Source organism: Tenacibaculum jejuense, from assembly GCF_900198195.1.
Classification (GTDB): domain Bacteria; phylum Bacteroidota; class Bacteroidia; order Flavobacteriales; family Flavobacteriaceae; genus Polaribacter; species Polaribacter jejuensis.
This window is the reverse complement of the sequence record NZ_LT899436.1, coordinates 4,235,737-4,258,054: the sequence shown is the minus strand read 5'-3', so window position 1 is coordinate 4,258,054 and position 22,318 is coordinate 4,235,737. Positions and strand designations below refer to the sequence as shown.

Below are 22,318 nucleotides of genomic sequence, written 5' to 3'. Positions count from 1 at the left end.
TATAAACGCTAAAATAGGCAGAAAAATGAACACACAATTTGATATTTTAAGAAAATCCAGAGAACTTGTTTTAAAAAGAATAGAGGGTTTAACTCACGAACAATTACATAAAATCCCTGAAGGATTTAATAATAATATAGCATGGAATGTTGCTCATTTAGTAGTAACTCAACAATTATTACATTATAAATTATCAGGATTACAATGTTTAATTCCAGATGATTTAATTGAAAAATATAGAAAAGGAACAGCTCCAACAGAAGAATTATCAGAAGAAGAGTTTGAAGAAGTTAAAGAATTATTAGCTGGTTTGCCAGATACTTTAGAAGAAGATTACAAAGAAGGAATTTTTAAAGAATATACAGAATATCCAACAAGTACAGGATATGTATTAAGTTCAATTGATAATGCAATTGCTTTTAATAATTTACATGAAGGAATTCATTTAGGAGCTATAATGGCATTATCTAAATTAGTATAAATGTAATTTTACTTGATGAAGTTTAATACGAAAACCATACATGGAGGTCAGCAACATGAAGAAGCTACAGGTTCAGTAATGACACCAATATTTCAAACTTCTACATATGCACAATCAAGTCCAGGTGTAAACAAAGGATATGTATATTCACGTTCAGCTAATCCAACAAGAACTGCTCTAGAAAATGCTTTTGCATCTTTAGAAAACGGAACACATGGTTATGCTTTTGCTTCAGGTTTAGCAGCTATAGATTGCGTTTTAAGATTATTAAAACCAGGTGATGAGGTAATAGCTGGAGACGATTTATATGGAGGTACGTACAGAATGTTTACAAGATTATTTGAAAAATACGGACTTAAATTTCAATATGTAAATATGAATGATTCTAGTAATGTTGTAAATGCCATTACAGAATTTACTAAGTTAATTTGGATTGAAACCCCAACAAATCCATTAATGAAAATTGCTGATATTGAAGAAATTTCGAACTCAGTGAAACAGACGAATAAAGATATTTTAATTGCTGTTGATAATACATTTGCAACGCCTTATCTGCAACAGCCGTTAGATTTAGGAGCAGACATTGTAATGCATTCTGCTACAAAATATTTAGGAGGTCATTCCGATTTAGTGATGGGAGCTTTAATAGTAAAAGATGCAGAGTTAGGTAAAGAGCTTAACTTCATTCAGTTTGCTGCAGGAGCAATTGCAGGTCCTATGGATTCTTTTCTCGCTTTACGAGGAATTAAAACATTACATGTTCGTATGCAACGACATTGTGAAAATGGAAGAAAGGTAGCTGAATTTTTACGTGATCATGAAAAAGTAGGAGCAATATATTATCCAGGATTTAAAAGTCATGAGAATTATGAGATTGCAAAAAAGCAGATGAAAGACTTTGGAGGTATGGTTTCTTTCCGATTAAAAGACGAAAGTAAGTCTGCTACTTTTAAATTTTTAGAGCATGTAAAAGTATTTACTTTGGCTGAATCACTAGGTGGAGTAGAAAGTTTAGTTAATCATCCTGTAAGTATGACACATGGTTCAATTCCTGAAGCAGAGCGGTTAAAAATGGGAATTACAGATTCTTTAATTCGCTTAAGTATAGGTATTGAAGATATTGATGATTTACTCTTAGATTTAGATCAAGCATTAAGAAAGTAAAAATAAGTTCCTCATTATGAGGAATTTTTTTTGTTAAAAAATATACCAATCGGTATATTTTTATATATTTGTCTCATATGTTGAAATCTGAGAAGACAAGATTACATATTATTGAAACAGTTGCTCCTATATTTAATAAAAAAGGATATTCAGCAATGAGTTTGTCAAAAATAACTCAAGCTGCTGGTTTAACTAAAGGAGCTATATACGGGCATTTTGAAAGTAAAGAAGAATTAGCAATTGAAGCTTTTCGATACTGTATTAGAACTGTTTTGAAAGATTTAAATGCACACGTTGCAAAGGGGAACACAGCGTTAAATAGATTAATTAATGTCTCTGGTTTTTACAGAAACTATTATAGTTATTGTAAAAAGTTTGGAGGTTGTCCAATATTAAATATTGGTGTGGATTCTGAATATCAACAAAACTCTATATCTAAGTTAGTTAGATCATATAATGAGCGAATTTTAGAAAAATTCACGAATTTAATTGAACTAGCAAAAGAAACTAAAGAAGTAAAAGAGGAAGTAGATAGTGCCATATATGCAAAACGATTTTCTTACATGATAGAAGGTGCAGTATATATGTCTCATATTATGAAAGATGAATCGTATTTATTTGATTTGGCTGATGTAATGAAGAATATGATAAATAACGAAATGAAAAACTAAAAATTTTTAAAATAAAATATACCGATTGGTATAATTTTAATTAATCCCACTTATGTTTATTGTTGAACATAAAAAAAATAGCTCTAAATGAGCAAAGTCATACTAAATTAGTTCTTTAGTGTATTTTAATTTGTTAACGTTGCCTTCGAGAACTAATGTAGAAGGCAGGCTTAAACTATTTGAAAAGATTGTACAACCATTTTTAAACAAACAAACTTCTAAAAGAATAAAAAAGTTTACGATTTTCGAAAAAAGGTATAAGCAAAAAAGCACCCGTTCTGGGTGCTTTTTTTATAATAAAGTTGTAGCTATTTTATTTAGCTTCAGCATATCTTCTTTCAACTTCGTTCCAGTTAATCACTTTAAAGAAAGCATCAATATAATCTGGTCTTCTGTTTTGATAATTTAAATAATATGCATGCTCCCATACGTCTAATCCTAAGATTGGAGTTCCTCCGCAAGCAACACCTGGCATTAATGGATTATCTTGGTTTGGTGTAGAACATACTTCTACTTTACCACCTTTGTGTACACATAACCAAGCCCATCCAGAACCGAATTGAGTAGCTGCAGCCTTAGAGAAAGCATCGATAAAAGCTTCTTTAGAACCAAATTCTGCTTCAATAGCATCTTTTAATTCTCCAGATAAATAACCTCTATCTTCTGGCTTCATAACAGTCCAGAATAAAGAGTGATTGTAAAAACCACCTCCGTTATTACGAACTCCAGCATTAGTCATATCTAAGTTCGTTAAAATATCTTCGATAGATTTTCCTTCTAAATCTGTTCCTTCAATTGCAGCATTTAATTTATTTGTATATCCATTGTGATGCTTAGAGTGGTGAATCTCCATAGTTCTTGCATCTATATTTGGTTCTAACGCGTCGTAAGCGTATCCTAATTCTGGTAATTCAAAAGCCATAATTTTTGTTTATTTGATTACTAATTAACAAATACGAAGTTACATAAAAAAAAAGGACTAACAACAGTTAGTCCTATTAGATTCTTATACTAGAATAAGATAATGTTATAGTTGAATAAAGTTCTTGTTATTCAGTATGTTTACTCATAAATTCCTCTGCTTTTATGACCATATTTTTACTTCCGCAGAAAAAAGGAATTCTTTGGTGTAATTCAGTGGGTTCTACATCAAGAATCCTATTATAACCGTCACTAGCTTTTCCTTTAGCTTGTTCCGCTATAAATGCCATAGGATTGCATTCGTACAATAAACGAAGTTTACCGTTAGAGTTTTTTGAACTTTTTGGATACATGTAAATTCCTCCTTTAATCATATTTCTATGGAAATCAGAAACTAAAGATCCGATATACCTACTTGTATAAGGTCTGTCACCTTCTTCTTCTTGGCAATATTTAATGTATTTTTTAACTCCAATTGGGAAATGAATATAATTTCCTTCATTAACAGAATATATTTTTCCATCTTCTGGAAATTCCATGTTTGGGTGTGATAAATAAAACGTTCCAATAGCAGGGTTTAAAGTAAAACCATTTACACCATCTCCGGTTGTATATACTAACATTGTTGAAGTTCCATACACTACATATCCGGCAGCTACTTGTTCACTACCTTTTTGCAAGAAATCCTCAAGTTTTACAGGAGTTCCTACTGGCGTTACTCTTCTGTATACAGAAAAAATTGTACCTACAGAAACATTAACATCTATGTTTGATGATCCATCTAAAGGATCAATCAATACAACATATTTGTTTTGATGATTTTCATCTTGACTATTAACAATAATAAAATCGTCTTCCTCTTCACTGGCAATACCACAAACAATATTCCTATTGGTTAATGTTTGGATGAATTTATCGTTTGCATAAACATCTAGTTTTTGCTGATCTTCTCCTTGAATATTAGTTTCACCAGCAGCACCAATAATATCTACTAAACCAGCTTTGTTAACTTCATGATTCACAACTTTTGCTGCTAAACGAATGGAATTGATTAAACGAGATAATTCCCCTGAAGTATATTTAAAAGAAGCTTGATTTTCAATGATAAATTCGCCGAGAGTCTGATTTTTTTTAGCCATAAAAAGTACACTGTTTTGTCTTTCTACAAAGATGATAACTTTTTTTACAACTACAACGTTTTAGTTTGGTATTTTACAGGAATAATTAATATGGAAAAATCAACAAAAGAGTTGTATATGTTGTAATTTGTTATTTTTTTTAACAAGGTGTTATAAAAACTATTTTTGCTAAAAATTTTAAACATGAATTTCAATATTCGTAAAGGAAAAAAGGAAGATGCTCAAGCCATTCACAATTTAATTGTTGAGTTAGCTGTTTTTGAAAAAGAGCCAGATGCAGTAGAAATTACTGTCGAAGATTTAATTGAAGATGGGTTCTCTGAGAATCCTAGATTCAACACTTTTGTAGCTGAAGAGTCTGATGGAACTATTATAGGAATGGCGCTATTCTATGAAAGATATTCTACATGGAAAGGAAAGGCAATCCATTTAGAAGATTTAATGGTAACAGCATCTAAAAGAGGAATAGGAGCAGGGAAAGAATTGTATAAATCAGTTATGAAATATGCTTCAGATAATGGATATGAACGCGTAGCATGGGAAGTATTAGACTGGAATACCAACGCAATTAATTTTTATGAAAAAAGTGGAGCAAAAGTTCTAAGAGATTGGGACGTAGCTCAAATGAATAAACAAAATTTAGAAAAATTTATAAATGAGAATTTTTAAGTTTGGAGGAGCATCAGTAAAAAATCCTGATGCAGTGAAGAATGTTGTTCGTGTATTGCAACATGAAGGAACAGAAAATACTTTAGTAGTAATTTCTGCGATGGGGAAAATGACAAATGCTTTTGAGCGTTTAATAAAAGCATATACAGAAAGTACAGACGATGTAAAACCTGCTTTGGAAGCCATAAAAGACTTTCATACAGAAATGTTAGATGGTCTTTTCGATAAAGGAGATGAAGTATATACTAAAGTAATGTACTTATTTGGTGAGTTGGCTGGTAGAATGGCCATAAACACATCTGCAGATTACAATTATATATATGATCAAATTGTTGGTTTTGGAGAAATATTATCAACAACAATTGTAAGTGCTTATTTAACAAAAATTGGTGTAGAAAATCAATGGTTAGATGTTCGTGAGTACATAAAAACAGATAATAATTATAGAGATGCTAAGGTGAATTGGGAACTTACAGAAACTATAATTAAAGAAAAAGTAGATACTACAAAGTTAAATATCACTCAAGGTTTCTTAGGAAATGATGGAGAATATACAACAACTTTAGGTAGAGAAGGCTCAGATTATACAGCTGGTATTTTTGCATATTGTTTAGAAGCAGACAGCGTAACTATATGGAAAGATGTACCTGGAGTATTAAATGCAGATCCAAGAGTATTTAGTGAAACAGAACTTTTAAGAAAAATCTCTTATACGGAAGCAATTGAAATGGCATTTTATGGAGCATCTGTGATTCATCCAAAAACAATTCAGCCATTAGAACAAAAACAAATTCCATTATACGTTCGTTCTTTTGATGATTTAGATAGAGAAGGAACAACAGTTTTAAAGACTGAAGGAATTACTCCAGAAGTTCCTTGTTACATAGTAAAGAAAAATCAAATACTAGTATCGATTTCTGCTAAAGATTTCTCTTTTATGGTAGAAGATAATATTAGTGATGTGTTTAAGAAATTACATGATTGTAAGTTAAAAGTAAACTTAATTCAAAATTCGGCAATAAGCTTTTCTGTTTGTATTGAAGACAAGTTTAATATGTTTGACACTTTTTATGATGAATTAAAATCTTTCTACACGATTAAATCTTATAGAGATGTTACGCTTTACACGATACGACATTTTGACGATGAAGCAATTAATAGTATAAGAGCGAAAGGAAAAGCGATTATCAGACAAATTAATACGGAAACGGCTCAGTTAGTAATTCAAGAAAAAGGCTAACCAAAGCATTTTTCTCCTATATTTGCGACATACGATTATATCAAACTTTATGAGTTTAGTTACACCTAAAGAATTCGCAAAGACTATTAAACTTGATAAATTAGGTTTTTTAGGAAATTTTTTTAGCTGGGTTTTAATGAAGATTTTGCGTATTACTACAGCAAACAAAATCTACGATAAGAATAAGCATTTGAACGATCTTCCTTTTTTAAAAGGAGTATTAGATACGCTTCATATTGAGTATGAGATTCCTGAAGAAGATTTAAAAAGAATTCCTAAAGACGGACCTTTTATTACTATATCTAATCATCCATTAGGTGGTGTTGATGGTGTATTGTTACTGCGTTTATTAGTAGAACATCGTGTAGATTATAAAATTATAGCAAATTTTTTATTGCATAGAGTAGAGCCATTAAAGCCTTACGTAATGCCAGTTAATCCTTTTGAGAATCATAAAGATGCTAAATCAAGTGTTTCAGGAATAAAAAATGCACTATTACATTTACGAGAAGGAAAACCTTTAGGTATTTTTCCTGCTGGAGAAGTTTCAACCTTTAAAGAAGGTAAGCTTATGGTTGATAAGGAGTGGGAAGAAGGAGCCATAAAACTAATAAAAAAAGCAAAGGTTCCTGTGATACCTATTTATTTTCATGCCAGAAACAGTCGATTATTCTATTTCCTATCTAAAATAAGTGGCACGTTAAGAACTGCAAAATTACCTTCAGAACTATTATCACAAAAAAATAGAGTAATTAAGGTAAGAATAGGAAAGCCAATATCAGTTAAAGATCAAGATACTTATAAAGACATTCCAGCTTTCTATGAATTCATAAGAAAGAAAACATATATGTTAGCGAATCCTTTTGAGAAAAATCAAAGATTGATTTCTACTCAGAAGCTAAAAATTCCTAAAAAGGCAAAAAAAATAAGTACTCAGAGGACTCCTGAATTATTTGCAAAAGAAATTGACGGATTGAGAGATCATGGCAAGCGATTATTAGCAAGTAAGAATTACGAGGTGTTTTTTGCAGAAACTAAAGAGATACCTAATATACTTCATGAAATTGGCCGTTTGCGAGAAATAACATTTAGAGAAGTAGGAGAAGGAACAAATACCCCTTTAGATTTAGATAAGTTCGATAAATATTATCATCATTTATTACTGTGGGATAATAATGCAAAAAAAGTTGTTGGAGCTTATAGAATGGGATTAGGAAAAGATATTTATAAGCGTTACGGAATAAACGGTTTTTATGTCCAAACTTTATTCAAAATAGAACCTGAACTTCACCCAATGATGGAAAATACCATCGAAATGGGAAGAGCGTTTATTACTAAAGAATATCAACAAAAACCTATGCCTTTATTCTTACTGTGGAAAGGTATTGTACACGTAACTTTACGTTATCCTAAATATAAATATTTAATGGGTGGCGTGAGTATTAGTAATCAGTTTTCAGATTTCTCAAAGTCACTAATGATTGAATTCATGAAATCTCATTATTACGATCCGTATGTAGCTCAATATATCCATCCAAAAAAAGAATTTAAGGTAAAATTAAAGGATGGAGATAAAGACTTCGTTTTTGATGCAACGCAATCTGACATGAATAAGTTTGATAAAATTATAGATGAAGTTGAACCAGGAGCATTGAGAATTCCTGTTTTAATTAAAAAGTATATCAAACAAAACGCTCGATTGGTTGCCTTTAATGTTGATCCAAAATTTAACAATGCGATAGATGGGTTAATGTACATTAAAGTAGCAGATTTACCTGAGAGCACTGTAAAACCTGTTCTTGAAGAATTTCAGGCTGAATTAGAACGCAAGGCTTTGGAAAATTCCAACAAGTAAATTGGAGTTGTTTTCAGTTTAATTTTTTGTGGTAATTATAGTTAATAGTAACATTATGTTATTGTTAGGAACGTTATATAAATAAGGATCTTCTATTATGAAGTAACGTTCAAACTATAAAATGATGAAAAAGCTAAGAGTTATTGTTGTAAATGAAGAGAATGGCTTAAAAAGAACTTATGCACCTTCACAAGGTTTTACTTCAAATGAAGTTCTATTAGATTTTGGCGTACTTAACTCTTCAGTAAAAATTACCTTAAATGAACTTTTGGAACAAATCTTATCTAAGTGTGGTTTTTCTTTAGTTTCCAACGTGCAAAAAAGCAATACAATTGATAAGCTTTTTATTCATGTTAACGAGTCGTATATAGCAATACAAGTAGATGATATTATAAAATGTGAAGCGAGTGGAAATTATACCATTTTTTATACAAAAGATAAAAAAGAATTTATAGTTTCTAAATTACTTAAGTATTATGAGAATTTACTTAAAAACCAAGGTTTTATAAGGGTGAACAGGTCGATATTAGTGAATATGAAATTAGTGAAACAGGTATACAAAAAGGAAGCTGTTATTCTAAATAACAATGAAAGGATAATAGTATCTGCAAGAAATAAAGCTAAACTCATGAGTTTTATAAATAAGCATACTTGAATTTTAAAAAATATAAGGTAGCGATAAGTTAACTAAGGTTCCTTCGTTTTCTTCACTAATAATCGAAAAACCTGATTTTTTATTTAAAGATTTAGAATAAATTTTAATTCTTTGTTTCAGAATGTCGCCAGATAGAGATTCGTGATTAATATCTTTAGTTGAGTTGTTTATTCCAATACCGTTATCTTTAATTTCAAAAAGTAATAATTTATTTTTTTCTTCCTTCAGAACTTTTATTTCAATAAAATCAGATGCTGAATTAGTAAATCCGTGAAGTATTGAGTTTTCAACAAATGGTTGAATAAACATTGGAGGGATATAAATATTATTTTGATCAATATCTTCACTAACTATTATTTTATAATTGAATTTTTTAGAAAAATTAGATTGTAATTCTAGATAATTTTCTATTGATTTTAGTTCGTCGTTCAATAAGACAAATTCTTCTTTGGAGTTTTTTATGGTAAGCCTTAATAAACTAGATAATCTATTGATATATGGTATAGAATTATCAGATTTTTTGAGAACTAAACTAGCCAAATTATTTAAAGAGTTAAATAAAAAGTGAGGACTTAATTGCGATCTTAATAAACGTTGTTCTAAGTTTACAGTCTCATATTTATTTTTTAATATTCTTTGCTTATAAATTAAAACACCAATCAAAATAAGTGCTAATAACGTAAGAATTAGTAATGCTAAGAGGTAGTTCTGTTGCTTTATTTTAGTTTTGTGATGAATGTTTTTTTGTGTTAAATCTAATATAGATGCATCCTTTTCTTTTGCTTCATATATAGCGTTTAGTTCATCTAGTTTCTCACCAATTAACTCATTGTGAAATTCTTCAAATAATTTTGTTTTATTTTGAGATATATCTAAGGCTTTCTCCAAGTTGTCAGTATTGCGGTAAGCTTTTATTAAATAGTCATAAGTTTTAAATTTTAACCCTTTTACTTCGTCATCAACTTTTATGTTTTTAATGCTATCTAAAACAGTATTCAAAAGTTGTATAGCTTTTTTATTTTTCCCTTTATGAATAAGTACGTATCCATAATTAGATAGGGTGAAACATTCTGAAAGAAGTCTAAAAGGACTAGGCTTATTTTTGTATTTATCTAAAATATCCTTAGATTTTGTATAATGATATATAGTAGAATCTATAAGGTCATTTTTTTGATAAAAATCACCTAAGTTACTATGTGAAGATAACTTGCCCCAGTCATATTCTTTCTTTATACTAATATCTAGTGATTTTTGGTAATAAAATAAGGCAGAGTCATTTGCATTTAAATCTTCATGTAAAATAGCTAAATGTGTGTAAGATGTACTAGCTCTTGAAGTGCTAGCCATATATGCCGAATCATTTTTAACAATTAGCCGATACTTCAAAGCCTTTTTCTTATCGCCAAGTTTTAAGTAATTGTTGGCTAAGTACACGTAAATATAAATATTAGATGCTTTATGGATTTTTTTATTCTTTTTAGATATTTCTAAAGTTTTAAAGAGATATTCAGTTGACTTTCTATATTTTTGAGTTTTGCTTAGAGCTATACCGGCATACAGATAAATATTTTTCATTTGTTTTTTTTCTGCAGCAGGAAGAGGATCTTGATGATATATATTTGATGCTTTTCTAGTATAAAAAAGAACAGAGTCGTATTGTTTTTTTGTTAAATGGTAGTGGCTTTTTTTTCTAAAATAATATAACCATCCTGTAAGTTTTTTATCCGATAACAGCATTTTTTTATACGTGTTTTGTTGTTCCGGAGTATTCGGGGTTATTTCATAATTATTGATTTCTCTTTGTGTAAATATTTTGTTTTGACTCGTTAAATTCAGAGAGAAAAGGAATATCACAAGTAAAAAAAGTTTTTTCAAACTCATAATTGTTAGTGTGTGAATTTTGCGTTAACAAAATAAATAAAATATGATTAATAAAATTTCAGTCATCATTATTGAAAATGAAAAAGAAGCTCAAGATTACTTAATTTCTTTAATAGAAAAGGTAGAGTTAGATGTAGAAGTTTTAGGTGTTTTCTCTAATGTTAAAGATAGTTTAAAAGGGCTTGAAACATACAAACCAGAGATTGTTTTTATGGATATCGAATTAGATGATGGAAATGCCTTTGACATTTTAAATGCTATTGAAAATTACGATTTTGAAGTGGTTTTTATCACAGCTTTCAATGATTATCTAGAAAAAGTTTTAGAATATTGTTCTTTTCAGTTTATAAAAAAACCATTTGATTTTGAAACGTTGAAATCTACACTTTTTAGATACTATAAAATTCAAAAACGATTCTTAACAAAATCAAAATTTAAATTATATAAAGAGTTTAACGAGTCATCTAAACTTTTACTTAATGTTGGAGTTTCCCATGTTTTAATTGATATTAATAAAGTAATAAAGTGTGAGGCAAATGGAAATTACACACTTTTTTTTATGAGCGATGGAGAGAAACATGTGGCTTCAAAAGCTTTAAAGTTTTATGACGAAATACTTTCTTATAAAAATTTTTTCAGAGCAAATAGATTTGTTCTTGTAAACGTAAATTATGTAAAGTCTATTTATAAAAGAGAAGCTTTAATTCTAAAAAATAAAGATAAAATTGTGGTCTCTGTTAGAAATAGAACTAACTTAAATAAAATGATCAAAAATTTATTAGATTAAGATAGTTGCTACACTTATCAGGGATGTATTTACACTAAGATTTTTTTAGCCTACACTTAAATTTTTTCTCTTTTTCTTTTTTCTCAAAAAAAATACTTTTGAATTCGTATTTGATCAAATATCAAACTATCTGAATAGGTAATTTGAAAAATAAAGTCGTAATCAATTGTAATGCTTCTTTATGAACACATGTAAATTTAAAATTTTAAAAATGGAGAAAATATTATTTTTTGTACTGTTTTGCTTAAGTGTTTCAGCTTTTGCTCAACAAGTACCAGGAGGACAAGTTCCTAATGATTATTACAAACAAGGATACAATACAGGTTGTAATTTAGGAAAATTAGATGATACAAAATTATTGAATGCTACTATGAGTGAACCAAATTTTCCAAGTGAATATAAAGTTGGTGTATTAGAAGGATTTAATAAATGCCACAAACCAAAAAAAGATACTGATTCAGGAGGAATAACAAAATTTGCTGACTGTCTTAACAGACCAGGAGGATCTATAGGTAAATGTAGTAAGTATAGATTCCCTAGTAATCCTGAAGTAAAACATTAAATTCGTGGGAAATTTGTGAGAATAAATGCTACTCTATTTGGAGTAGCATTTTTTATTTATATAATATTTAAAGAAAGCTTCCGTTAAAGTAACAACCAATTTAAATTTTAATATGAGAAAAGCTATAATCCTCCTAAGTGTTTCTACATTAGCATTAACATCATGTGTTTCTAAGAAGAAATATATAGAATTACAAAAACAGTATCAAGATACTAAGGGTAATCTTCAGAAGACAACTTTTGAGAAGAAAGAGCTGGAAGCAAAATTTGCAAAAATTGAAAAGAGAGTTGATAATTACAATGAAAAAATCAATTCACTTAAAAATTATAATTCTTCTTTAAAAGATGAAAATAATGTGAAATTAGATATGGTTGGTAAAACAGCAGTGATGTCTAATTCTATGAAAGAGAAAATGAGAGAGACTTTAGCTAAAGTAGATCCTGCAGAGTTATCAAATGCTAAAACTTTAAAAGACTCGATGGATGTTGCTATTGCTTATAATTTGAGGAAATCTATCAATACGTCTGAATTAGAAGGTTCAGAAGATATTAATGTAGATATCGATCAGACTGTTGTGATGATATCAGTTTCTGATGAGTTATTATTCAATACAGCAAGCTATAGAGTAAAGAAAAAAGCATATAGTTTAATTAAAAAGCTAGCAGACGTAATTAATTCAGAGCCAAGTATGGATGTTATGATTGAAGGACATACAGATTCTAGATCAATTAATAATGCAGTGATTCAAGATAACTGGGATTTAAGTGTGAAAAGAGCGACTTCTATAGTTCGTTTATTAGAGAAAAAATATAATGTAGATTCAAATAGATTAATTGCTGCTGGGAGAGGAAGTTCAGTGCCTTTAGTAGATAATTCTACAGCTAAAAATAGAGCAAGAAATCGTAGAACTAGAATTGTGATTTTACCGAATTTAGATAAATTCTTTGGATTATTAGCTCAAGAAGAAACAATTACTCCTTAGTAGTAATTTACTTGGATAATCCCTAAACTTTGTGAAAACTAATCCTTGAAAAAGGATTAGTTTTTTTTATCTTATTTTCCAAATAACCTCTGAAAGAAATTTTTTGCTTTTCCTTTTGCTTCCTTTAATTCCTCAACAGCATCTTCAGCTAAATCAGCAGCTTTTTCAGCAGCATCGTCAAAAGCTTCTTTTGCATCACCAGCCAATTCATTAGCTTTTGCTTTCATTTTTTGAACCTCTTCACTAGCTAACATTTCGTTCACTTTTTCTTTTGCACCATCAAAAGCTTCTTTAGCATCATCCGCTAAATCGGCAAGTTTTTCTCCCGCTTCTCCTGCAAATTCAGAAACTTTTTCTTCAGCAACTTTAGCGTATTCACCAGCTTTTTCAGCAGCATCTTTAAATGCTTCTTTTGCTTCTCCGGCTAATTCCGTAGCCTTATCTGTAGCTTTATTGAAGGCTTCTTTAGCAGATTCTTTAGTGTCATTAATGGTTTCTTCAGTTGTGTTTTCAGCGTTTTCTGCAGCTTCGTTTGCTTGATCTTCTAAATTCTTATTCTCTTCAGACATTTTTATTGATTTAAAGTGAGTTACTTATCAAATTTAAAAAAAATAAAAAGAAAACCCAGCAATATAATTTTGCCGGGCTTTTTGATCAGCTATGTAACTAATCGAACTATCAAAACAAATCTTTATGATTATTCTTTTGATTTCTTTCTATAAAAGCAATGTCTCTTGTGTTTTTTTGAACTGCAATTGCAGCATAAATACTTAACATAAATGATATGGCATAAAATCCTTTTTCACTTAACTCTAAATCTGCATTCCATAATCCTATAACTAAAAGAAGTATAGAAATAATAGTTGTTGCCCAACTTATACTATAATACATATTGGTAACTTCTATTCCTTCTAGTTTATCTCTTACTGCCTTTTGAACAGAGATTACAGAGAATAGTCCGAATAATAAAATAGTAAAGTAATATCCTTTTTCATTTAATAACATATCGGCATTCCATAAACCAATACAAAAAGCAATTGTTCCCACAAATAAAGACGCCCATGATGCACCAACGAAAGCACTTGTTGGTTTTTGATCGTACACTTTAATTTCTTTTCTTTTTTCTTTCTTATTTGTTGTTTCCTTATTAGTAATTGTTGTTTGATAATCCATAATAATTTATTTTAAATAATTACACTACAAAGATGAGAAGTAATCGAGAAGTGAAGAAAACTAAATTTCAATAAAACTGATGATATATAAGTTTACATACTTTAATTAATGGTTATATTTATTGAGTTTTTATGTTTAAAACTGACGATTAAAAATGAGTTTAAATGCAGTTATTTCTTCGTTTTCTACAGAAGATTATACACGGTTTATTAGTTTTTTAAGTAAGAAAAATAAAAGAACTGATGTGAAAAACATTCAGTTATTTAAATTGATTTATGCAAATGAACTTTCTTCAGAAGAGATGTGTGAGGCATTGTATTCAAACGGAAAGAAAGATGCATATCATGCACTTAGAAAACGGTTATATGAAGCTCTAATAGAATTTTTAGCGGCTTTAAATTTAGAGGAAGAGAATTCAGAGAAAGTAGCCGTGATAAAATACATTTTAGTTTCACGTTCTTTTTTACAGCAACAACAATATGCTTTAGGATTTAAATTATTGCAAAAGGCAACTAAAATCGCAGAAGAATATCAATTGTACCCTTACTTGAATGAAATTTATCATTTAAGAATTCAATTTTCACATGAGAATGAAAAAGAAAATTTAAACGAGTTAATTGAAGTATTTAGAAGAAATAAAAAACAAGCAGCATTAGAAGAAGAGCTTAATATCGTATATGCAAAAGTGAGAGCAATCTTACATCAGATTTCTGCAAAAGGAGAGGTAGTTGATTTTCAAAAAATTGTTTTAAAAATATTACATGATCAAAATATAGATATTAATAAAACACTTTCTTTTAAGTCGCTTTATCAATTATTAACTATAGCCAGTATTTCTGCATTTATAACTAAAGATTATTTAGAAGTAGAGTCTTTTATGTTGGATATGTATGAGTTTTTAAAGGAGAAACCAAATAAAGAAAAAGAACGGTTTTATCATATTCACGTATTGTATATGATCGCAAATACTTTGTTTAGAACAAAGCAATTTGAAAAATCTTTAAGTTTTTTGCAGCTTATGGATGCTGAGATTTTAAAGAATAAACGAAAGTATGAACGTACATTCAGATTAAAATATGAGTTGTTGTATACGCTGAATTTGAATTATATGAATAATCAGAATGAGGCTATTGAAAGATTAGAGTTTATTTTGAAAAAGAAACATTCAGATGTTGTTGGAACATTGGATCTTCATTTAAGTTTGGTGGTGTTTTATTTTCAGAAAGGAGCAATAAAAGAGTCGTATAAGTTATTGTCTAAATTATATCATACAGACAAATGGTATTTGGAAAAGGTTGGGAAAGAATGGGTAATTAAAAAGAGTTTAATTGAAATATTGCTGCTTGTTGAATTGGATAATTTTGATGTTTTTGAAAATCGATTGTCAAGATTTAAACGACAATATAGAACTTATATAAAGGAAGTAGGGCAGGAGCGTGTATTGATTTTCTTGAAATATGTAGCGCTTTATTATGATAATCCGAAAGAAATTACTTCAGACAAATTTTTTCAAACTGTAGAAAATTCTTTTGAGTGGATTGGTGCTAAACAAGAAGATATCTTTGTGATGAGTTTTTATGCTTGGTTAAAAAGTAAAATGGTAAATAAACCAATTTTCGAAGTTACTTTAGATTTAATAGCTCAGGCTCAAGAACTATAAAAAAGCTTCGTCAATTGGTTCCCAAAGCTCAATTTTATTGCCATCTAAATCAACAATCCAAGCAAATTTACCGTAGCTATATTCTTCAATTTCTCCAAGAACAGTAACACCTTCTTTTTTGAGTTGTTCCAATAAATCTTCTAAATATTCAACTCTGTAATTGATCATAAATCCTTTTTTTGAAGGTAGAAAATGATCGGTATCCTTTTTAAACGGACTCCATTGTGTCGATGCTTTGTTTCCATCATTATCTTTCCACCAAAATGTACATCCCCAATCATCAGTATTAAAACCTAAATGTTTTTTGTACCATTCTTTAGTTGAATTTACATCTTCAGTTTTAAAAAATACGCCACCAATTCCCGTTACTTTACCTTTTTTCATCTCTTTACATTTTTTTCATACGTTGCAATCCAATCCTCAACTGTTATTTTACTACATAATTCCCCAATTAATTCATACGGAATATCATCTAGCTTTTTAAAACGAATACAACTTTTACCCATATCGAGTTTTCGTTTACAATGCTTCGGGTATTCACTTACAAACCAATCATGTATTTCTGGATTGGCGTAAATTCCACTATGATATAAATTCACAGAGTTTTTCTGAGAAGCGATATTCATAAAAGGTAAAGGTAATTTTGGATCACAATGGTAACCATCTGGATACAAAGAATGCGGAACATAATATCCAATCATGTTGTAATTAATACCTTCTTCAAAACCTTCAGGAAGATGTTTTTTAATAACATCTCGTAATTGCTGAATAACAGATTGACGATCTTCCGGAAGTTGGTCTATATATTCTTGTGGAGTATTCGCTTCGTATTTCATTTCTAGTAAAATTGGAATTAAACTGAAACAATATACGAAAAGAGAAAATAGTACTACAATTAGTTAATCCAGCAACCGTCCCAAGGGCTACTTGTTAAAGGAATATCAAAATCTTCATTGTTTAATGTATTTCCAGAAGCTGTTCCCGAAACTTGTAAAAAACGATACGCCCAACATCTGTTATCGTGAGTTACTTTATTGTTGGTTAAAGTAAGATTGGTCATTTCTTTAAAAGCTAAATGTCCATGATCCATTAAATTGTTTTTAATCACTAAATCAGCTCCTTTATACATATACATTCCACAATTATTTAGAATGTTATTTTCTATAAAAGTTGTAGCCGGATTGGTTTTAGGATTATCATTAGAATACATAATAATTCCATTCCAGTTATTTACAGAAACAGTTCTCATGGTAATGCTATTATTTGTCACAATCATATCTGCATTTTTCCAGTACACTAAAGGTCCATCTATATATTGACTGTCTTCTCCTTGCGTAAGAATATTATTGTCAATTTTTATATTTTTTCCATCAGTATTAACAATATCTCCACCTCTGTTATTATGGAAGTAATTCTTTTTGATTGTTATATCTTCATTTAATCGACCTGCACCTTCTAAGTCTACTCCAAATTGAGGTGATGTTCCGTTAGTATGATGTATTTCATTATCTTCTATTAGAATATTTTTTCCTCCAACAATAGAAACACCTTGTCTTCTGTTATCTGTAAAATGATTTCTTTTAATATGAATGTTTTGTAATTCTTGAGGTTCGTTTCTTGGGCTTCCAACTAATAAAATTCCGTCGCCATTTGCTTTACCAAGTGTTACATTTTGTACCGTTACATTTTTACTGTTTCCTTCGATACAAATCAAATGTCCTTCATCATGAACTTGACTACCATCAGACGATCTTGGTGTATAAACATGATTATCACGATCACCAAGTATTGTTCCTCCAGAAATAACTACATTACTCTCATTACGAATAGCTATAGCACAGTAATTCCATTTATCATTTGGAGCCATTTCTATAATAGCATCTTTATCTAATAAAAAAGCAACATTGCTTTTCAATTCAATTCCTGCTTGGTAAATATCATTTCCAAATTTTCCAATTAAATAATGACCTTTAGGTAGTTTTATAGTTCCAAAGCCCTCATTTATAGCCCAGTCAATAGCTTCTTGAAGATTGTCTGTTGTTTTTTCAGGATTTGATCTATTGTTCTGAATATCCCATCGTTCTAATTCAATAACATAAGTATTGTCAGAAATATCAGTGTAAGGAATAGTACTAATTGGATCCATAGTACCATTAAACGGATTAGGATTATTAGGATCTGAAGGTGATAATTCTGTTATCGTTTGAATATTGATTGATGGCTCTTTTGAGCAAGAAAAAGCAATTGCTATGATCGAAAAAGTGAGGATTATTTTTTTCATGATATATTTTTTTCGGTTTAAATTTAAGAAAGACCGTTAATATAACGGCCTTTTTTATGATTATCTTTTAATAATTTGAGTTTTATATCTCTCAGATACAGAAATAAAGTATAAACCTTTCGCTAATTCTTTGGTGTTTAAAGTAGCTGTATTGCTACTTGCTTTTTTCTGAAGTAATTCTTTACCGTTTACATCATACAATCGTATAATATCGTTTTTTAGAATCCCATTCACTGTAATTTTATCAGTTGTTGGGTTTGGATATATTTTTATTTTAGAAGCCTCATTATTAGTTGAAATATCAATTTGAGTATTTCTGTTAGATACAGCTGGTGAAATTTTCCATTTCTGATTATTATTTGTCGATTTATATTCCCAAATCTGAACATTTGCATTTGTCGCTCCAGCTGCAATATCTAAAGCAGAGTTCAAACAATGATTAGGTTTCAAACTATACGAATTATCAGTGTTTTGAATAATGGTCCATCTTTGATGATCTAAGGAAGCTTGGTTTGTAGTACTTACATCTTTTCCGTTGAAACACCCGTTATTTGAAACTTCTAAATATCGATTATTTCCTTTATTTTTTATAGTGTATGTATTATTTCCAAGATGTTTAAATTCCCATTTTTGGTCATTCCAGTTTCCTGGGTTGTGCATACGCGCACTGTGATTTTCAAGATTTCTAGATAATAACCTCTGATTAGAAATTGTGGAAGTTAAAAAGTAAGTTCCGTTAGCAATAAGTTGTGCAGGTAAAACGGTTACATTGTTAATTTGCTTTCTGTCTAAAGCTTCTCTCCAAGTTGTTCCTACAGGTCTAATATGAGTTTTATAAATGTAACCATTTCCTGGTGTTGGAGCTTCTGGTAAAGTTATAGTGATGTTCGTTGTACCTTTTCCTTTAGCTACATTTTTCTTTTCACTACCTAACCATTTAGTTGCTGACCAAAATTCTACAACAACATCTCTTGAAGCATTTGCTTCATAATTAATATTAAAAGTATAGTTTTTCTGAGAAGTAATACTTGTTTTAGGGTTGTTAAAGCTAACTTTGTCAGTAATCGGACTATTGTCATCAACAAGCTCGTAAGATCTAACCCAGTCATAATATGTTGTTCTTTCAGATAAAGGTCTGTTCATTCCATCATTTCCAGATTTAGCCGGATTCCAGTCGTAAGTTTCTACAACAAAGCGTAAAAACATATTTAAATTAAAATCAGAAGGTAAGTTAATAGTTCCAACATCTTTTCCATCTAAATAAAAAGTAGCTTGATCTTTATTTCTATACCAAACACCATAAGTATGATAATCTTTCCAAGAAGGAGCGCCAATTTTAGCTTTATTACCTTTAGTTCCTCGTGTATAATTGCATCCAGCTGGCCACGGACAATTACTAATTTGTCCGCCTGGAGGATTCGGACACCAAGGTTGTCTACTGTGAGAATTCGAGTTCATAGTGTTTGGAAAACTTCCATTCGGATTTCTAGTATCGATTCCAACAACTTCAACAACGTCAAGTTCTGTAACTCTTCTGTCGCAAGTGCTAGTTGCTGAATTAGATTGGTTAATAAGCCAAAATGTAGAAGACATAAAAGTTTTGTTAGCCTTCATGCGAGTTTCGTAGTAACCATATGGCGCTTTATTTACACTTCTTACAGCAGCACCTTCGTGTGTCCATCCTGAAAAAGGATTGGCTTTGGTTTTAGCAACTAATTTCAAGTTTCCATCTGCAACAGAAACGTTAGCTGTTTCAAATCTTGCAGGTCTTCTTCCTTCCCATCCAGGGATATTTTTTGCCCATTTACTGGTATTAAATCCGTTGTTGAATTCATCGGATAAAGACTCGATTTTTTTCCATTTTTTTCCAGTTGGAGGAGCAGGTTGAGCGTAAGCGTTGTATGCAAACAGTACGATTGCCACAACTAAAATTAATTTAGGGGTTTTCATTTTAATAATTTGAAGGTTTTTAAATTTGATATATTGGTATACGAAGTCTAGAGCTAATTATTGTTTAGCTTTAGTAAATAATTAAGAATTAATAACCTAAGTTAATAATTGCTTTAATTTAGGGGATCCATAAGAGTAGCAAGTTTGTAAGTGAAACTGCTTTTTGTTATTTGTGAAATAACTGTATATCAATATATTAAAAAGTGAAGTTTAAGAATGATACTTTTTTATCTTATCTACAATAGTTTGCGCCAATTTTATCTTGCTTTCAACAGTCCAACCTGCAACATGTGGTGATAGCAATACTTTGTCGGAATCTATTAAATATTTAAAAGCTTCTGGTATTTCACTTTCAGTAAAAAGATTTTCAAAAGACTTTTTTTCATACTCTAAAACATCTAAACCTGCACCCAAAATTCTACCACTTTCTAAAGCAGAAACTAAATCTTTTGTAACTACAGATTTTCCTCTTGCTGTATTAATTAACCAGAACGGTTTTTTAAAGTTATTAATGAATTCTTCATTAACCATATTCATAGTTAATTCTGTTTGTGGTGTATGTAAACTCAATACATCAGCCTTTTCTTGAAGTTCTTGTAAAGAAACTTGTTTGCAATTTTCATTACCAACTCCATCTTTAATATCGTAACAAAGTACCTCAACATCAAAACCTCGAAGTTTTTTAGCAAAAGCTTTTCCCATGTTACCATAACCAATAAGTCCGATTGTTTTACCGTCGAGTTCTATTCCTCTATTTTCTTCACGAAGCCATTTTCCTGAACGCACTTCTTGATCGGCTTTATTTAGTTTGTTGAATAAAGATAAAAGCATTCCTAAAGCATGTTCGCCTACTGCATTTCGATTTCCTTCAGGAGCAGAAATAAGTTGAATACCTTTTGAAACAGCATAATCACAATCAATATTTTCCAATCCAGCTCCAACACGACCAATAAATTTTAGATTTGTTGCTTTATCTAAAAATTGTTTGTCAATAGTAAAACGACTTCGAATTATAAAACCATCGTAATTATGAATTTTAGCTTCGATTTCTTCTTTAGAAGAAGTATAATCTTCATGATTTTCGTAACCTAATTCGGTTAACTGTTGAATCATTAAATCGTGATTGGTATCTAGATGGAGTATTTTCATTAATTAGCAGCGAATTTTACAGTTATTGCTTTTTGTGTACTATAATAGATTACTTGATTTGTATAGTCTTGATTTTGTGATGCCTCTATTGAATATTCAAGTTTAGAGACTTTTAATTTTACAGTATCGCTCACTTCCACTTCTATAGATCCTGCCTGACAAAAAATACAGCTGTTGGATAGCAACAAGTAAACGACTAAAACAATTCTTTTTCTTTTCATAGCGTTATGTTAATACTGCTCATTTTCATTAGGAAAGTCTACACTTTTAACATCACTAATATATTGTTTAAAAGCATTGGTCATTTCCGTGTGTAGATCTAAATATCTACGTAAAAAACGAGGGTTAAATTCATGTGTCATCCCTAGCATATCGTGCATTACTAAAACTTGTCCGTCTACTCCGCTACCAGCACCAATTCCAATTACAGGAATAGTTAAACTTTCAGCAACTTCTTGAGCCAATTTAGCAGGAACTTTTTCTAAAACTAAAGCGAAACAACCTAATTCTTCTAATAATTTAGCGTCTTCTTTTAGTTTTTGAGCTTCAGCTTCTTCTTTAGCTCTTACAGTATATGTTCCGAATTTATAAATTGACTGTGGAGTTAAACCTAAGTGACCCATTACAGGAATTCCAGCAGTTAATATTCTAGATATTGATTGTTCTATTTCTGCACCACCTTCAAGTTTTACAGCATGACCTCCAGTTTCTTTCATAATACGAATGGCAGAATCTAAAGCTTGTTTAGAGTTTCCTTGGTATGTTCCAAAAGGTAAATCAACAACAACTAAACAACGATCTATAGCACGAATTACAGAACTTGCATGATAAATCATTTGATCTAAAGTAATAGGTAAAGTAGTTTCGTGACCAGCCATAACATTAGAGGCAGAATCTCCAACTAAAATAACATCTATTCCAGCACCATCAACTATTTTGGCCATGGTATAATCGTAAGCAGTAAGCATTGAAATTTTCTCGTTGTTGTTTTTCATTTCGATCAACGACTTTACCGTGACTCTCTTATATTGTTTTTTAGCTACAGACATGTATGAATTATTATAAATATCAGGTAAAAATATACAAAATACGGCAAAC

At 30.1% G+C, this 22,318-nt stretch carries 23 protein-coding genes; 11 read left to right on the top strand and 12 right to left on the bottom strand.

Annotation, left to right across the window (positions count from 1 at the left end; all coding sequences use genetic code 11):
* Positions 1-25 precede the first annotated feature (25 nt).
* The 3 genes from AQ1685_RS18700 (at position 26) to AQ1685_RS18690 (ending at position 2,316) form a co-directional block, all read left to right on the top strand.
* A complete protein-coding gene (locus AQ1685_RS18700; RefSeq protein ID WP_095074609.1) occupies positions 26-481 on the top strand; it encodes a DinB family protein in 456 nt (151 codons plus the stop codon).
* Positions 482-496: 15 nt separating this feature from the next.
* A complete protein-coding gene (locus AQ1685_RS18695; RefSeq protein ID WP_095074608.1) occupies positions 497-1,645 on the top strand; it encodes a cystathionine gamma-synthase in 1,149 nt (382 codons plus the stop codon).
* A 77-nt stretch (positions 1,646-1,722) separates the two neighbouring features.
* On the top strand, positions 1,723-2,316 hold the full coding sequence (locus AQ1685_RS18690; RefSeq protein ID WP_095074607.1) for a TetR/AcrR family transcriptional regulator: 594 nt from the start codon (positions 1,723-1,725) through the stop codon (positions 2,314-2,316).
* A 313-nt stretch (positions 2,317-2,629) separates the two neighbouring features.
* Here the strand turns inward: AQ1685_RS18690 and AQ1685_RS18685 are convergent, their stop codons facing one another.
* On the bottom strand, positions 2,630-3,238 hold the full coding sequence (locus tag AQ1685_RS18685; protein WP_095074606.1) for a superoxide dismutase: 609 nt from the start codon (positions 3,236-3,238) through the stop codon (positions 2,630-2,632).
* Positions 3,239-3,365: 127 nt separating this feature from the next.
* The gene (gene fbp / locus AQ1685_RS18680; protein ID WP_095074605.1) at positions 3,366-4,376 is read right to left on the bottom strand and encodes a class 1 fructose-bisphosphatase; all 1,011 of its coding nucleotides are present in this window, start codon (positions 4,374-4,376) and stop codon (positions 3,366-3,368) included.
* 183 nt (positions 4,377-4,559) lie between these two features.
* Between fbp and AQ1685_RS18675 the strand changes: the two genes are divergently transcribed.
* From AQ1685_RS18675 to AQ1685_RS18660, 4 genes are all read left to right on the top strand, one after another.
* Complete coding sequence (locus AQ1685_RS18675; RefSeq protein WP_095074604.1) at positions 4,560-5,045, top strand: GNAT family N-acetyltransferase; 486 nt, start codon at positions 4,560-4,562, stop codon at positions 5,043-5,045.
* Positions 5,032-6,285, top strand: a complete 1,254-nt coding sequence (locus AQ1685_RS18670) for an aspartate kinase (RefSeq protein WP_095074603.1) — start codon at positions 5,032-5,034, stop codon at positions 6,283-6,285. The genes AQ1685_RS18675 and AQ1685_RS18670 overlap by 14 nt, the downstream gene beginning before the upstream one ends.
* A gap of 49 nt (positions 6,286-6,334) precedes the next feature.
* Complete coding sequence (locus AQ1685_RS18665; RefSeq protein ID WP_095074602.1) at positions 6,335-8,140, top strand: GNAT family N-acyltransferase; 1,806 nt, start codon at positions 6,335-6,337, stop codon at positions 8,138-8,140.
* Between the two features lie 124 nt (positions 8,141-8,264).
* Positions 8,265-8,795 (top strand): LytR/AlgR family response regulator transcription factor, encoded by a 531-nt coding sequence (locus AQ1685_RS18660; RefSeq protein ID WP_157730283.1) that lies wholly within the window; start codon positions 8,265-8,267, stop codon positions 8,793-8,795.
* A gap of 3 nt (positions 8,796-8,798) precedes the next feature.
* Here the strand turns inward: AQ1685_RS18660 and AQ1685_RS18655 are convergent, their stop codons facing one another.
* Entirely contained in the window at positions 8,799-10,670 is a 1,872-nt protein-coding gene (locus tag AQ1685_RS18655) for a tetratricopeptide repeat-containing sensor histidine kinase (protein WP_157730282.1), read from the bottom strand.
* Between the two features lie 49 nt (positions 10,671-10,719).
* Between AQ1685_RS18655 and AQ1685_RS18650 the strand changes: the two genes are divergently transcribed.
* The 3 genes from AQ1685_RS18650 to AQ1685_RS18640 all read left to right on the top strand — a co-directional run bounded on the left by AQ1685_RS18650 (position 10,720) and on the right by AQ1685_RS18640 (position 13,007).
* Positions 10,720-11,463 (top strand): LytR/AlgR family response regulator transcription factor, encoded by a 744-nt coding sequence (locus AQ1685_RS18650; protein WP_095074599.1) that lies wholly within the window; start codon positions 10,720-10,722, stop codon positions 11,461-11,463.
* Positions 11,464-11,674: 211 nt separating this feature from the next.
* The gene (locus AQ1685_RS18645; protein ID WP_157730281.1) at positions 11,675-12,025 is read left to right on the top strand and encodes a hypothetical protein; all 351 of its coding nucleotides are present in this window, start codon (positions 11,675-11,677) and stop codon (positions 12,023-12,025) included.
* A gap of 112 nt (positions 12,026-12,137) precedes the next feature.
* Positions 12,138-13,007, top strand: coding sequence for an OmpA/MotB family protein (locus AQ1685_RS18640; RefSeq protein ID WP_095074597.1), 870 nt, complete (start codon positions 12,138-12,140; stop codon positions 13,005-13,007).
* A 71-nt stretch (positions 13,008-13,078) separates the two neighbouring features.
* On the opposite strand, the gene AQ1685_RS18635 is transcribed toward AQ1685_RS18640, so the two are convergent.
* Together AQ1685_RS18635 and yiaA are read right to left on the bottom strand one after the other, a co-directional pair.
* Entirely contained in the window at positions 13,079-13,576 is a 498-nt protein-coding gene (locus AQ1685_RS18635) for a hypothetical protein (protein ID WP_095074596.1), read from the bottom strand.
* A 109-nt stretch (positions 13,577-13,685) separates the two neighbouring features.
* Positions 13,686-14,180: an inner membrane protein YiaA gene (gene yiaA / locus AQ1685_RS18630; protein ID WP_095074595.1), complete on the bottom strand. Its 495-nt coding sequence runs from the start codon at positions 14,178-14,180 to the stop codon at positions 13,686-13,688.
* A 154-nt stretch (positions 14,181-14,334) separates the two neighbouring features.
* Between yiaA and AQ1685_RS18625 the strand changes: the two genes are divergently transcribed.
* Positions 14,335-15,840 (top strand): hypothetical protein, encoded by a 1,506-nt coding sequence (locus AQ1685_RS18625; protein ID WP_095074594.1) that lies wholly within the window; start codon positions 14,335-14,337, stop codon positions 15,838-15,840.
* On the opposite strand, the gene AQ1685_RS18620 is transcribed toward AQ1685_RS18625, so the two are convergent.
* The 7 genes from AQ1685_RS18620 to panB form a co-directional block, all read right to left on the bottom strand.
* The gene (locus AQ1685_RS18620; RefSeq protein ID WP_095074593.1) at positions 15,835-16,224 is read right to left on the bottom strand and encodes a VOC family protein; all 390 of its coding nucleotides are present in this window, start codon (positions 16,222-16,224) and stop codon (positions 15,835-15,837) included. The two genes, AQ1685_RS18625 and AQ1685_RS18620, sit on opposite strands and share 6 nt — an antisense overlap.
* Positions 16,221-16,676: a DUF1801 domain-containing protein gene (locus tag AQ1685_RS18615; RefSeq protein ID WP_095074592.1), complete on the bottom strand. Its 456-nt coding sequence runs from the start codon at positions 16,674-16,676 to the stop codon at positions 16,221-16,223. The genes AQ1685_RS18620 and AQ1685_RS18615 overlap by 4 nt, the downstream gene beginning before the upstream one ends.
* Positions 16,677-16,735: 59 nt before the next feature.
* The gene (locus tag AQ1685_RS18610) at positions 16,736-18,121 is read right to left on the bottom strand and encodes a right-handed parallel beta-helix repeat-containing protein (protein WP_095074591.1); all 1,386 of its coding nucleotides are present in this window, start codon (positions 18,119-18,121) and stop codon (positions 16,736-16,738) included.
* A 60-nt stretch (positions 18,122-18,181) separates the two neighbouring features.
* The gene (locus AQ1685_RS18605) at positions 18,182-20,071 is read right to left on the bottom strand and encodes an RICIN domain-containing protein (protein WP_095074590.1); all 1,890 of its coding nucleotides are present in this window, start codon (positions 20,069-20,071) and stop codon (positions 18,182-18,184) included.
* A gap of 210 nt (positions 20,072-20,281) precedes the next feature.
* Entirely contained in the window at positions 20,282-21,220 is a 939-nt protein-coding gene (locus AQ1685_RS18600) for a 2-hydroxyacid dehydrogenase (protein ID WP_095074589.1), read from the bottom strand.
* Complete coding sequence (locus AQ1685_RS18595) at positions 21,220-21,441, bottom strand: hypothetical protein (protein ID WP_157730280.1); 222 nt, start codon at positions 21,439-21,441, stop codon at positions 21,220-21,222. Before AQ1685_RS18595 ends, AQ1685_RS18600 begins: the two co-directional genes overlap by 1 nt.
* 9 nt (positions 21,442-21,450) lie before the next feature.
* Positions 21,451-22,269 carry a 3-methyl-2-oxobutanoate hydroxymethyltransferase gene (panB, locus tag AQ1685_RS18590; protein ID WP_095074588.1) on the bottom strand — a complete coding sequence of 273 codons (819 nt, stop codon included), beginning with the start codon at positions 22,267-22,269 and terminating at the stop codon, positions 21,451-21,453.
* Positions 22,270-22,318: the final 49 nt, after the last annotated feature.

What these genes read in the sequence shown, in the direction of transcription:
- AQ1685_RS18675 (WP_095074604.1), top strand. Translation starts at nt 4,560, where the DNA reads ATGAATTTCAATATTCGTAAAGGAAAAAAGGAAGATGCTCAAGCCATT.
- AQ1685_RS18595 (WP_157730280.1), bottom strand. Translation starts at nt 21,441, where the DNA reads ATGAAAAGAAAAAGAATTGTTTTAGTCGTTTACTTGTTGCTATCCAAC.
- AQ1685_RS18645 (WP_157730281.1), top strand. Translation starts at nt 11,675, where the DNA reads ATGGAGAAAATATTATTTTTTGTACTGTTTTGCTTAAGTGTTTCAGCT.
- fbp (WP_095074605.1), bottom strand. Translation starts at nt 4,376, where the DNA reads ATGGCTAAAAAAAATCAGACTCTCGGCGAATTTATCATTGAAAATCAA.
- AQ1685_RS18620 (WP_095074593.1), bottom strand. Translation starts at nt 16,224, where the DNA reads ATGAAAAAAGGTAAAGTAACGGGAATTGGTGGCGTATTTTTTAAAACT.
- AQ1685_RS18650 (WP_095074599.1), top strand. Translation starts at nt 10,720, where the DNA reads ATGATTAATAAAATTTCAGTCATCATTATTGAAAATGAAAAAGAAGCT.
- AQ1685_RS18600 (WP_095074589.1), bottom strand. Translation starts at nt 21,220, where the DNA reads ATGAAAATACTCCATCTAGATACCAATCACGATTTAATGATTCAACAG.
- AQ1685_RS18665 (WP_095074602.1), top strand. Translation starts at nt 6,335, where the DNA reads ATGAGTTTAGTTACACCTAAAGAATTCGCAAAGACTATTAAACTTGAT.
- AQ1685_RS18605 (WP_095074590.1), bottom strand. Translation starts at nt 20,071, where the DNA reads ATGAAAACCCCTAAATTAATTTTAGTTGTGGCAATCGTACTGTTTGCA.
- AQ1685_RS18695 (WP_095074608.1), top strand. Translation starts at nt 497, where the DNA reads ATGAAGTTTAATACGAAAACCATACATGGAGGTCAGCAACATGAAGAA.
- AQ1685_RS18700 (WP_095074609.1), top strand. Translation starts at nt 26, where the DNA reads ATGAACACACAATTTGATATTTTAAGAAAATCCAGAGAACTTGTTTTA.
- AQ1685_RS18635 (WP_095074596.1), bottom strand. Translation starts at nt 13,576, where the DNA reads ATGTCTGAAGAGAATAAGAATTTAGAAGATCAAGCAAACGAAGCTGCA.
- AQ1685_RS18615 (WP_095074592.1), bottom strand. Translation starts at nt 16,676, where the DNA reads ATGAAATACGAAGCGAATACTCCACAAGAATATATAGACCAACTTCCG.
- AQ1685_RS18660 (WP_157730283.1), top strand. Translation starts at nt 8,265, where the DNA reads ATGAAAAAGCTAAGAGTTATTGTTGTAAATGAAGAGAATGGCTTAAAA.
- AQ1685_RS18690 (WP_095074607.1), top strand. Translation starts at nt 1,723, where the DNA reads ATGTTGAAATCTGAGAAGACAAGATTACATATTATTGAAACAGTTGCT.
- AQ1685_RS18685 (WP_095074606.1), bottom strand. Translation starts at nt 3,238, where the DNA reads ATGGCTTTTGAATTACCAGAATTAGGATACGCTTACGACGCGTTAGAA.
- AQ1685_RS18610 (WP_095074591.1), bottom strand. Translation starts at nt 18,121, where the DNA reads ATGAAAAAAATAATCCTCACTTTTTCGATCATAGCAATTGCTTTTTCT.
- AQ1685_RS18670 (WP_095074603.1), top strand. Translation starts at nt 5,032, where the DNA reads ATGAGAATTTTTAAGTTTGGAGGAGCATCAGTAAAAAATCCTGATGCA.
- AQ1685_RS18625 (WP_095074594.1), top strand. Translation starts at nt 14,335, where the DNA reads ATGAGTTTAAATGCAGTTATTTCTTCGTTTTCTACAGAAGATTATACA.
- AQ1685_RS18640 (WP_095074597.1), top strand. Translation starts at nt 12,138, where the DNA reads ATGAGAAAAGCTATAATCCTCCTAAGTGTTTCTACATTAGCATTAACA.
- panB (WP_095074588.1), bottom strand. Translation starts at nt 22,269, where the DNA reads ATGTCTGTAGCTAAAAAACAATATAAGAGAGTCACGGTAAAGTCGTTG.
- yiaA (WP_095074595.1), bottom strand. Translation starts at nt 14,180, where the DNA reads ATGGATTATCAAACAACAATTACTAATAAGGAAACAACAAATAAGAAA.